Annotated in this window: 10 protein-coding genes and 1 pseudogene; 6 read left to right on the plus strand and 5 right to left on the minus strand. The window is 63.7% G+C overall.

Annotation, left to right across the window (positions count from 1 at the left end; genetic code table 11):
• Positions 1 to 98: 98 nt before the first annotated feature.
• From ACWTU7_RS13770 to ACWTU7_RS13780, 3 genes are read left to right on the plus strand one after another with little or no spacing between them, the layout of a single operon-like run.
• The gene (locus tag ACWTU7_RS13770) at positions 99 to 629 is read left to right on the plus strand and encodes an SspB family protein (protein ID WP_065010458.1); all 531 of its coding nucleotides are present in this window, start codon (positions 99 to 101) and stop codon (positions 627 to 629) included.
• A gap of 18 nt (positions 630 to 647) precedes the next feature.
• Entirely contained in the window at positions 648 to 893 is a 246-nt protein-coding gene (locus tag ACWTU7_RS13775; protein WP_455840339.1) for a DUF4169 family protein, read from the plus strand.
• A gap of 20 nt (positions 894 to 913) precedes the next feature.
• Complete coding sequence (locus ACWTU7_RS13780; protein WP_029351392.1) at positions 914 to 1,141, plus strand: ribbon-helix-helix domain-containing protein; 228 nt, start codon at positions 914 to 916, stop codon at positions 1,139 to 1,141.
• Between the two features lie 6 nt (positions 1,142 to 1,147).
• On the opposite strand, the gene ACWTU7_RS13785 is transcribed toward ACWTU7_RS13780, so the two are convergent.
• Together ACWTU7_RS13785 and ACWTU7_RS13790 are read right to left on the minus strand one after the other, a co-directional pair.
• Positions 1,148 to 5,206 (minus strand): AsmA family protein, encoded by a 4,059-nt coding sequence (locus ACWTU7_RS13785; protein ID WP_455840338.1) that lies wholly within the window; start codon positions 5,204 to 5,206, stop codon positions 1,148 to 1,150.
• A 94-nt stretch (positions 5,207 to 5,300) separates the two neighbouring features.
• Complete coding sequence (locus ACWTU7_RS13790; RefSeq protein WP_455840337.1) at positions 5,301 to 6,713, minus strand: FAD-binding oxidoreductase; 1,413 nt, start codon at positions 6,711 to 6,713, stop codon at positions 5,301 to 5,303.
• Positions 6,714 to 6,916: 203 nt separating this feature from the next.
• Between ACWTU7_RS13790 and ACWTU7_RS13795 the strand changes: the two genes are divergently transcribed.
• Together ACWTU7_RS13795 and ACWTU7_RS13800 are read left to right on the plus strand one after the other, a co-directional pair.
• Complete coding sequence (locus ACWTU7_RS13795) at positions 6,917 to 7,423, plus strand: thioesterase family protein (RefSeq protein ID WP_127208088.1); 507 nt, start codon at positions 6,917 to 6,919, stop codon at positions 7,421 to 7,423.
• A gap of 122 nt (positions 7,424 to 7,545) precedes the next feature.
• Positions 7,546 to 7,743, plus strand: a complete 198-nt coding sequence (locus ACWTU7_RS13800; RefSeq protein ID WP_029351403.1) for a hypothetical protein — start codon at positions 7,546 to 7,548, stop codon at positions 7,741 to 7,743.
• A 286-nt stretch (positions 7,744 to 8,029) separates the two neighbouring features.
• Here the strand turns inward: ACWTU7_RS13800 and ACWTU7_RS13805 are convergent, their stop codons facing one another.
• Positions 8,030 to 8,509, minus strand: coding sequence for an Lrp/AsnC family transcriptional regulator (locus ACWTU7_RS13805; protein WP_128343536.1), 480 nt, complete (start codon positions 8,507 to 8,509; stop codon positions 8,030 to 8,032).
• An 89-nt stretch (positions 8,510 to 8,598) separates the two neighbouring features.
• Between ACWTU7_RS13805 and ACWTU7_RS13810 the strand changes: the two genes are divergently transcribed.
• Positions 8,599 to 9,504, plus strand: coding sequence for an EamA family transporter (locus tag ACWTU7_RS13810; protein ID WP_455840336.1), 906 nt, complete (start codon positions 8,599 to 8,601; stop codon positions 9,502 to 9,504).
• Here ACWTU7_RS13810 and ACWTU7_RS13815 read toward each other — a convergent pair whose 3' ends face one another.
• Both ACWTU7_RS13815 and ACWTU7_RS13820 read right to left on the minus strand, forming a co-directional pair.
• The gene (locus ACWTU7_RS13815; RefSeq protein ID WP_455840335.1) at positions 9,505 to 10,410 is read right to left on the minus strand and encodes a dienelactone hydrolase family protein; all 906 of its coding nucleotides are present in this window, start codon (positions 10,408 to 10,410) and stop codon (positions 9,505 to 9,507) included.
• Between the two features lie 154 nt (positions 10,411 to 10,564).
• A pseudogene (locus ACWTU7_RS13820) lies at positions 10,565 to 11,068 on the minus strand (membrane-bound PQQ-dependent dehydrogenase, glucose/quinate/shikimate family); the annotation flags it as partial.
• Positions 11,069 to 11,070 lie beyond the last annotated feature (2 nt).

An 11,070-nucleotide genomic window follows, 5' to 3' on the forward strand; every position in this document is an offset into this window, starting at 1 on the left:
CCCTCTCGCATCTGCGCTGCCGGCGTCTATATCCGGTTTACGCCGCGCTCAAGCTTGATTACAGCTATGCGGACGATTCAACGGAACCCGACAGCCTCATGGCCGACGACCACATCCGCTACGACATTCTGGCCCAGGAGGCATTGCGCGGCGTCATGCGCAAGGTCCTGGCCGAGGTCGCGCGCACCGGCCTTCCCGGCAACCATCATTTCTTCATCACTTTCCTGACCGGCGCCCCGGGCGTGCGCGTATCTTCCCGCTTGCGCGAGCGCTATCCCGAACAGATGACCATCGTCATCCAGTTCCAGTATTGGGACCTGAAGGTGACCGACACCGGCTTCGAAGTCGGGCTGTCTTTCTCCGACGTGCCGGAAAAGCTGGAAATCCCGTTCTCGGCCGTGCGCGGCTTTTACGACCCGTCCGTCAATTTCGAGCTCGAGTTCGACGTGAGGACGGAGACCTCGGCAGAAGAGGAACTGGGCGGCCAGCCCGCTTCCGAACCGCTGGCCGTCGTCGCCGAGAAAAAGCCTGAGAAGAAGAAGACCGCAGAGGCTGAAAAGAAGCCTGCCGCGGCCGATGCCGCAAAAGGCGCCGAAGTGGTGTCGCTCGACGCCTTCCGCAAGAAGTGATCCGACGGGCCGCGCGACATGGCCGACATCGTCAATCTCCGCCAGGCCCGCAAGCAGAAGGCACGAGCCGAGAAGGGGCGCCTGGCCGAACAGAACCGGACGCTGCACGGCCGTTCCAAGGCCGACCGGGAGCGTGACCGTCTGATCGCCGACAAGGCAGAAAAGTTTATCGCCGGCCATCGCCGCGAAGCCTCGGGCGATCCGGATTCCCCGGGTATCGGACCGAAAAGTGCGCCGCGGTTTTCGGATAAATCCGATGCTTGAAGTGAAATGAGTCACGTCCGGTGAGCCCGGTCGAGAAACGCTCGGTGACCATTCGCGGCCATCGCACCAGCTATTCGCTCGAAAAGCCGTTTTTCGACGACCTCGTCGCCATCGCGGTCGCGCGCAAACTGACGCTCGCCGCCCTCGTCGCCGAAATCGACGAGGCCCGGCCGCGCGATGCCAACCTGTCCTCGGCGCTCAGGCTCTACGTCTTGGATTGGGCGAAGCGAAAGATGAAACCAGTCTAGGTGGAGCTATCCGCCGCCCAGCGACTTCAGCAGATTGTCGATCGACGAAGGTTCAAGCGTGGGTTTTGGCGCGGATTCTGCTGGCGGCGGGTTGTCATTGGCCGGCGGCTGAGGCGCGCGCTCGATTTTCTGCGCCTGCTCAGCGGCGGCCCTGCGTTCGGCGTCGAGCTTTGCCTTTTCTTCCGCAGCGATCCGCATCGCCTCTTCCATCTTCCCGCGTTGCTGTTCTTCGGCCCCCGCCGCCTCGTCCGCCGCTTTCTGCGCCGCCCTGGCTCTCGTTTCGGCGTCCGCCTTAGCCTTGGCCTCAGCATCCGCCTTGGCTTTGACCTCCGCTTCAGCCTTCGCCTGTGCATCCGCCTTGGCTCTGGCCTCCGCTTCAGCCCTGGCCTGCGCCTCGGCCTTGGCTTTAGCCTCGGCTTCAGCCCGCGCCTGCGCATCCGCTTTGGCCTTCGCCTCCGCTTCGGCTTGAGCCTTTGCCTCGGCTTCAGCCTTTGCCCTGGCATCTGCCTCGGCTTGCAGCCGCGCCGCCTCCTGCTGTTTGCGCAATTCTTCGGCTGCCCTCTCACGCTCGGCTTGCAGGGCCGCGTAGTAACGCACCTCGCGCCGCAGCCGCTGTTTTTCAAGCAGTGCCGCCTGCATGGCCTCGACCCGCTGCTGTTCCTTTTCCAGCGCGCGCTGGGTCAGGAACTGCGCCAGCGGCTCACTGTCGAATTGCCGCTTCGCGGCGCCGAGCGGCCCGTCGACGCTGAAGTTCACAGTCGGATCGGAGCCGACCAGCGCCTCGTCGCCGGGCCGATAAGTGATCGAACCGCTGGCGGCGACCGTGCTGGCGTTCAGGTCCGCCGTGATGTCGGCGGACAGCTTCGCCGCCGGATTTTCAAGATTGACCGGCGGTGCCCTCAGCGTGCCACCGGCGACTGTGAAGGCGATGTCGATATCCCCGGCCGGAAAACTGCCGTCCGCGGCGATCTGCGGCGCGAAGCGGGCAGTCTTTGCCGCATCGATATCGCGCCCGATCGCGTCGGCCTTGGCGATGAAGGCGCCAAAGGCGTCGGGATTGACACCGGCAATGGTCAAGCCCTTCAGCGCCGCCGTGCCGGAACCGGACAGCGCCGCAACCATCGCATCGACCGATTTGCCGCTGGTCGAGAGCGCCGCCGAGAAATCGCCGCTTCCGCTGATGCCGGCCTGTGGCAGTACGGTGGCCAGATCGGCGCCGGCAAGTTTCATCTGGCCGGAGAAAAGCCCGGTGCCGTCATTGTTCTTCAGCTCGAACAGCCCGGAAAGCGCACCGCCGGCGAACTTTGCCTTGAGGTCCGACACGCGGATGCCTTCCTGATCGAGCCTCAGCGAAAGCGCTGCGTCATAGGCCGTGGCCAGCGGGCCGGCGGCCAGCGATGCCGTGGTCAGGTCGAGCTCGGCGGTGAACGGCAGGCTGGACTTCTGGCTGAACGGGGCGGTCGGCCAAGCCCCGCCGGCGCCCAGGAAGGCCTGGTCGCCAAATAGAGCCACTGCCATCGGATCGAGATCCAGCTCATCGAGTGCCAGCGCGCCGGCAAGATGCGGCAGCCCGTCCTTGACGTCGACATTGACATCACCGGAAACCGCCGCCTCGTTGATAGCGCCGCTGAGCATGGACAGAACCAGAAGGCCGTTGCCGAAATCGGCGTCGGCCGCAAGCCACGTCGACATGCCTGTCCCCATCCCCGGCAAGCCAACGCCTGTCGTCATCAGCCACGGCTCGATGTCGGCGGCTTCCAGACTGACCTTGCCTTTGGCGGTGGGACCTTGTGGCGTGCCCGCGATCGTCCCGTCGAAACCGGCCTTGAAGTCGTTGCCGATGAGGTTGAAGCTCGTCGCCATGCCGCCGCCAAGCGTGCCTTTTGCCGAGACATCGGTGGTCGCCTCGCCAAGCATGCCGAGTGGCAACGCCGGCAGGCCGTAAAGCGCCAGAAGTGCGGTGGCGTCGGTATTCCTGGCGTTGAAGGTTAGCGACACCGGCGCCTCGAGAAGCCGGTCGGCCACCCCTTTGCCGGACAGCGACGCCGAAAACGCCGAACCGCCGGCCTTGCCTTGCGCGCTGACTGCCAGGCCTGTCGTGCCATCGCCATTGGCGGCGGCACTCGTCACCAGATCGACGCGCGCATCCTGGAACAGTTCGGGATAGGCCGCCGCACGCCCCGCCAACCCCTTCAGCACGGCATTATTAGGATAGTGCTGCGCCGCGACATCGACCAACGGCTTGAGGTCGACGGCGACTACGGAGGCATCGAGCTTGCCGGTCGGGCTCACCGGGAAATCCTTGATCCGGCCGGTGGCGCTGATCGAGGCGCCGGCGAGCCCGCCAACCGAGAGCCGGTCGATTTCGAGCAGACCGTCGCGCAGCCTGAGCGCCGTATCGACGGTATCGGCGGTCAGCCCGCCGGCACTGACCGGTCCGGCCTTGATCTGGAAATCGAGGTCGCGGTCGGAAAAACGGTTGGCCCCCTTGTCGCTGATGAAGATCGAGGCGAAGGCGGCGAGGCCGTCGACATCGAGTTCGCCACCTTCGAGCCGCATCAGCACCGACGGCCTGGCCTCGTCGGGCTGGCTGGAATCGATGCGACCGGAAAATTTCGCCTTGCCGAGAACGAGTTCGAGGTCGCTGAAGGCTTGGCGCTTTCCGGTCAGGTCGACCTTGGCCTTGAAGCCGGCGGCCGGCAGCCGGCGGATCGCTTCGTCGACATCCCTCGACAGCCAGGCGGCAAAGCCGGAAGGCTGCGCCACCGCCAGAAGCAGCGAACCGGTGAAGCCGAAGTGATCCTCGACGCTGAGCATGCCATTTGCTTCCAGCCTGGCACGGCCGGGCAGTGTCGCGGCCAGCGACTTCACTGACCAGCCAGCATCGGCCGGCTCAGCGGAAAGGCGTACGTCGCGAACCGTCGTGTCGCCGGCCACCACCGCCGGCAGCTTCACCTCGACGGTGCCCGGTATGGTCGGCTTGGGCAGATCGAGCAGAGCCTGCTCCAGCGCCGCGACACGCGCCGACAGCGTCAGCCCGGCGCCGGCCGCGGCGCCGACGGCTTCATCGAACTGTACCTGAGCGCCATCGGCCTCGATCGAAAAGCTTGGGTTCGGCCCAAGCTCGACGGCAGCCTTGCCGTCGGCGGTGTATGGGTTGTCGAGCGGCCCGGTCTCGAAGCGGAATTCGTCGACCCCAAGTTTCTGGTGGTCGAGCGAAAACTTGCCGTTCAGCCTGAACCCCGGCTCCGGCTTGCCTGCGCTGGCCTTCATCATCTCACCGTCGGTGCCTTGAAGCTGCGCCGAACTCTTGTCGGCACCATTCTTGTCGGACCTTGCGACCTTGAACTGGCCCGAATAGATGGCCGCGCCGTTGACGATGCCGGCATTGCCGTCGGCTTCGATGACCAGCGGATAGGCGTCCGGATCGGCCTTGAGCCTGAGCCGCATCTGCCCGTCGCTACCGGCCTTGCCGGTGGAGGCGACGACCATGCTGCGCAGACCGTCGAGCCGCAGCGAACCATCCATCCGCCAAGGTCCGGCCAGCGATTTGGCAGAGATCGTCGAATTGATCTCGGAAAGGAGATGGCTGCGCCCGCCGGCGGCATGGCGCAGTGCGATCTCTCCGTCCGTCACCGTCAGCTTCTCGATCGAGATCTGGCTGGGATCGAAGGGCGACGACGGGCGTATCGCCCAGTCGACCGTGCCGTCGGCGGCAATGTCGATCGTAGCCTTCGGCCGCACCAGCCGCATGTCGAAGATCAGCACTTCCCCGCTCAGGAAGGGCGCCAGTTCCGCATCCATCGAAAAGGTCTCGACGGTCATTGCCGGCTGGCCGCCGGGGCCGCCGGCAACAGTGACGTTCGAGAAGGTCACCGACGGAAACGGCAGCAATTTCGCCGTCGCATCGCCCTGAACGGTTACCTTGCGGCCCAGAATGGCGCTTGCCTCGCGCTCGAAATCGGCACGGTAGCCCGTCCAGTCGATAAAATACGGCACCACCAGCGCCGCACACAGCACCAGCACGAAAAGGCCACCGAAGATCACGAACAGGCGTGCGAGCATGAGCTCCGAGCAGTTGATTGAGAAATCAGCCGCACTCTATCCGCATCGGCGTGTCGATAAAGAGGCAAATCGATCGCCCCAAGAGCAAAAAGCTCTAGTCGGCCGGCAGTATCTTCCCAGGGTTCATAATATTCAGCGGATCGAGCGCCTGCTTGATCGTGCGCATGATGTCGACGCTGTGGCCGAGTTCATGGCGCAGGAAGCCGACCTTACCTTGTCCGATGCCGTGCTCGCCGGTGCAGGTTCCGTCCATGCCGATCGCCCGCATATTCAGCCGCGCGACGAACTCTTCCGTTGCGGCGATTTCCTTCGGATCGTCCACGTCCATCAGCACCAGCACATGGAAATTGCCGTCGCCGGCATGGCCGACGATCGGCGCGATCAACCCCATCTCAGCGATGTCGGCCTCGGTTTGCGTGACGCATTCGGCAAAGCGCGAGATCGGCACGCAGACGTCGGTCGACAGCCCCTTGGCGCCGGGCCGCAGCGTCAGCGACGACCAATAGGCGTCGTGCCTGGCCTTCCACAGCTTCGTCCGTTCCTCGGCGACGCTGGTCCACAGGAATGGTCCGCCGCCATATTCTTCGGCGATCATGCCGAAAGTCTCGGCCTGCTCGGCAACGCCGGCATCACTGCCGTGGAATTCGACGAACAGGCATGGGCTTTCCGGGTAATCGAGTTTCGAATAGCTCTTCATCGCCCGCATCTGCAGCGCATTGACCAGTTCGATGCGCGCCACCGGAATACCCATCTGGATCGTCGCAATCACCGCATTGCAGGCCGCCTCGACGCTGGGAAACGGGCAGACGCCGCCGGAAATCGCCTGCGGAATGCCCTGCAGCTTCAGGGTCAGCTGGGTGATGATGCCGAGCGTGCCTTCGGAGCCGATCAGGAGCCGCGTCAGATCATAGCCGGCCGAGCTCTTTTTTGCACGCTTGCCGGTCGTCACCGTCTCGCCGTCGGCCATCACCGCCGTCAGCGACAACACATTCTCGCGCATCGTGCCGTAGCGCACGGCATTGGTGCCCGACGCCCGCGTCGCCGCCATGCCGCCGAGCGATGCATTGGCGCCCGGATCGATCGGAAAGAACAGGCCGGTGTCGCGCAAGTGCCGGTTGAGATCCTCGCGCGTCACGCCGGGCTCGACCGTGCAGTCGAGATCCTGCGGGTTGACCGCGAGGATGCGATTCATCCGCGACGTATCGACAGAGATGCCGCCACCCGGCGCGTTGGTGTGGCCTTCCAGCGAGGAGCCGACGCCGAAAGCGATCACCGGCACGCGGTGCGCGGCGCAGGCCGACACGATCTCCTGCACCTCCACCATCGTCTCCGGAAAAGCCACGCCATCCGGCGCCTGGGTCGGAATGTAGGTGGTGGTATGCGCGTGCTGGGCGCGGATCGCCTCGCCGGTCTGGAATCTCTCGCCGAGCCGCTGCTTGAGGACGCCGAGCACAGCGGCGATCCCTTCTTCGTTGCGCTCGACCGGATTGAGGTCGCTCAGAGCCATGTTTTCCTCCGCGAATGGACCAGTGCCCACCCTGTTATGGATCTATGGAGGCTTATCGCATCGGCCCGAAAATCGGAATCGATTTTCGGAAAGCACGATGAGAAGATTCAAAGTCTTGAGACGCGTACTTAGTGCGTCCAATTGGACGCACATCCGCTCTAGTCTCACCGACCACGCTCTGTCCAGCCAGAAGGAAGTTTTCGATGTCCACCCCCGCCCCGTTCGTCTCTCCTCCCATGGCCATCGAGAAGGACTGGATCGACTACAACGGCCATCTCAATATGGCCTATTACAACGTGCTGTTCGACCGCTGTTCCGACGAAGCGTTCGAGATGATGGGGATGGGGCTGGATTATGTGAAGCAGCGGCGGCTGACCATCTACACGGCGGAAGTCCATGTCTGCTATATCAGGGAGCTGCATCTCGACCACAAGGTCAATGTCTCCTTCCAACTGCTCGACCATGACGACAAGCGGCTCAGAGCCTACCAGGAAATTCGTCATGTCGACGGTTGGCTCGCTGCCACTTCCGAATCACTGTCGCTGCATGTCGACATGTCCGGTCCGAAGGTGGCGCCCTTCCCGGCCGATGTTCTGGCCAAGGTGGAAACCATGCGGGCCGCCCATGCGGCGCTGCCGATGCCTGAGCGCGCCGGCCGTTCGATCGGTATTCGTCGCAAGACGCTTGAACCGCAGTCGGACCGCCGTTAACCTTACCAAGGTTTTAACGTGAACAAGTCGAATTGAGGCGTTGAACGACTCAGCGCGGCGTTGGAAAACCCTCCGCATCGGGTTGATACGGGGGCGGAGCTGAAGCGGTTCGGGAAACGTGCATGAAAACCGACATCAAGGTCGAGGCGGACAGGCTGGCAGCCGATCCACGCATCAGCGACTATGATTTCTGGCGCTCGCTGAAGAACCTCAACAACGAGATCTTTCACATCGCCAACAACAACGAGCCGATCCCTTTCGCCATGGTCCGCTGGCGCGCCATCCTGAAGCAGGCGCGCTCGAAGCGCGGCCATGCCTGATCGGTGCGGGAAGAAATAGGCTCGTCGTTAGGTTGCATTTTTCTGGGGCGTTTGCGCCGCCCCTTATCCGGCTGCCGCCACCTTCTCCCCGTATAGTGACGGGGAGAAGGGAGCTTGCAGCCTGGCGCTTTCTCTGCAACGCTGGAGATTAACGAAATTCGCCGCAGACGCGTCCTTCTCCCCGTCACTATACGGGGAGAAGTGCCCGGCAGGGCGCTGAGGGGCGGCGCGACGTTTCTAGTTAAGCTGATGATGCGCTGACGAGCGGACCACTTCACCTCGAATATCAGGGCTGGTGCTTCACTGCCCCCAGCGGCGAGCGCGCCACCACCGGTGACGACTGGATGATCGCGGTGTTGGTCATTGCAAACGGAATGATGCGGTCGATCACCCGTTCGAGCTCGGCTACGGAGCCGACATGCGCCAGCGCGACGAAACAGTCCTCGCCGGTCACCCGGTCGCATTGCGCGATTTCCGGCAAGTCGCGGATGATCTCGGCCACCACAGCCAGTTGCCCGGGCACCGGCCTGATCCGCAGCCATGCCGACAGTTTCATGCCGAGCGCGGCCGGGTTGATCCGCACCGTATAGGCCTCGATCACGCCGCTCTCCTGCAGCCGCTTGATGCGTTCGGCTACGCTCGGCGCCGATAGGCCGACGGAACGCGCCAGTTCGGCGGTGCTGGTGCGCGCATCCTTTTCCAGCAGGCGCAGGATCTTCAGGTCAGCCGCATCCAGATCGGTATTTTCGTTTCGAAGGCGTTTCAGACAAAACTCCTTGGTTTTGGAATAGAGGTTATCTCTTCGGCCGACTATCAGCCATATAAATCCAAAAAACTGCCTGCGATAATGATCTCATGGATGATCCAGCGCAAGCTCCGGCTGCAATCCCTGCCCTCGCCGGGCCTGTCTTTGGCAAGCTGGCGACCTTCCTGCCGCCGCATGTCTGGTTCGGCGTCAGCGCCGTGTTCCACTATCTCGGGCCGGCTTTCGCCGTGCTGCTTTTCCCGCATGTCGGCGTGCTCGGCGTGGCCTGGCTGCGCATCGTCACGGCCGCCCTCGTCTTCGCGCCACTGACCCGGCCCTGGACGGTCTTCGCCGGCGCCGACCGCCCGACACGACTGCTGCTTCTCGCCTTTGGCGCCTGCCTGGGCATAATGAATTGCTCCTTCTACCTGGCACTCGACCGATTGCCGATCTCGCTGGTCGCGGCGATCGAATTCGTCGGCACCATCGGCGTCGCGCTGGTCGGCGTCAGAAGCCCGCGCAATCTCGCAGCTCTTGTCATCGCCGTCATCGGCACCTTGCTGCTGATCGACGTCAAATGGTCAAGCGACCCGATCGGCCTGTTCTGGGCCTTCCTCAACGGCGCACTGTTCGTTGGCTACATCGTGCTTGGCCATCGCGTCGCCCGCGCCGGCGCTGGCGATGGCATCGCCGGCCTGGGTGCCGCCATGGCGGTCGCCTTCCTCATCGTGCTGCCGGTCGGCTTCACCGATGCGCTGCCGGCTTTCTCGGCGCCGCCACTGCTCATCGCCGCCATCGGCGTCGGCATCTGCTCGTCGGTCATCCCCTACATCTGCGACCAGCTTGCCATGTCGCGGCTGCCGCGCTCGAGCTTCGCGCTGATGCTGTCGTTGCTGCCGGTCAGCGCCACCCTGATCGGCGTCATTGTGCTCCGCCAGATACCCGGCCCTATCGATTGCATCGGCATTGCGCTGGTGATGGCCGGGGTCGCTTTTCACAAACCGGCAAATGCCTGATCAGGCAAGCTTCTCCTTGAGAAAGGCGATCGTCCGGCCCCAGGCGAGGTCCGCCGCGTTCTTGTCGTAGCGGGCCGCCGACGTGTCATTGTTGAAGGCATGATTGGCGCCTTCATAGACATAGATCGTGTACTCGACCTTGGCGGCATCGAGTTCCTTCTTGAAGGCGTCGATACCGGCATTGATGCGTGTGTCGAGCCCGGCATAATGCAGCATAAGCGCCGCCTTGATCTTCGGCACGTCTTCGCCCTTCGGCTGCATACCGTAATAGGCGACAGCGGCAGCCAGATCCGGCGTGTTGGCAGCCAGCGTGTTCACCGTGCCGCCGCCCCAGCAGAAGCCGACCGCGCCGACCTTGCCGTTGCCATCCGCGTGTTCTTTGAGGAAAGCGACTGTTGCGACCGCATTGGCGCCGACCTGTGCCGGATCGAGCTTGGAAAACAGGTCACGCGTCCTGTTTTCATCGGCCGGCGTGCCGCCGAGCGGCGTCATGAAGTCCGGCGCAAGCGCCACGAACCCTTCCAGCGCAACGCGTCGCGCCACGTCGCGTATATGCGGGTTGAGTCCTCTGTTCTCATGCACGACAATGACCGTGCCGAGCTTGCCGGTCTGATCCGCTGGCTTGACCAGATAGCCCTTCATCCCGCCACCGCTGCCGGGATAGCTGATGTCCTCGCCTTTTACGCGAGGATCGTCGTCCGCGACGATTGCCGCCTGGGCCGAATTCGCCGCCAGCAGCGGCGCAATTGCGGCCGCCGCCGCACCTGATCCGGCAAGCCTGGTCAACTGTTCCATGAAGCGCCGCCGGTCGAGCGTCAGATGCGTGTATTCGTCATAGGCGTCTATCATCGCCTGGGTAATGGCGGGTCTCGTGACGGCTGGGCTGGCAGGGCTCGGTTTTGTCATGGCGCTCTCCTCGGCTTCGGGAAGTACTTCCGCCGCGCAACATAGGATAGAAGCCCTCATGGTCCAGTCACGGATGAGTGACGCCCTCCACAACGTCGGGTCGGCCTGCATTGGCTATGGACCGCCGGAGCGATTTTTTCAGTCTAAGGATGTGTTACTTCGGCAGCGTATAGGCCATCACGTAATCCCCCGGCTTAGTACCGACCGAGCCATGGCCGCCGGCGACGATAACTACGAACTGACGTCCGTCAGCGACCGTATAGGTCATCGGGGTCGACTGCCCGCCGGCCGGCAGCCGGGTCTGCCAGAGCTGCCTGCCGGTCGTCAGATCATAGGCGCGAAAAAAGTCGTCGACCGCAGCACCGAGGAAGGCAACGCCGCCAGCGGTGGTCGTCGGCCCGCCGATACCTGGCACGCCGACCTTGAGCGGCAGTGGCAGCGGCGTCATGTCGTAGACGGTGCCGTTGCGGTGTTTGTAGACGATCTTGCCGGTCCTGAGATCGACGCCCGCGACATAGCCCCAGGGCGGCGCCTGGCAGGGAATGCCGAGCGGCGACACAAACGGCTTCAGTATCACTGCGTAAGGCGCACCGTCATTGCGGTTTAGGCCCTGTTCGCTGCCCTTGGTGTCGCCCGGCGGCGGCACGTCCGCTGCGGGGC

It is taken from the genome of Mesorhizobium sp. BHscii (assembly GCF_053848065.1).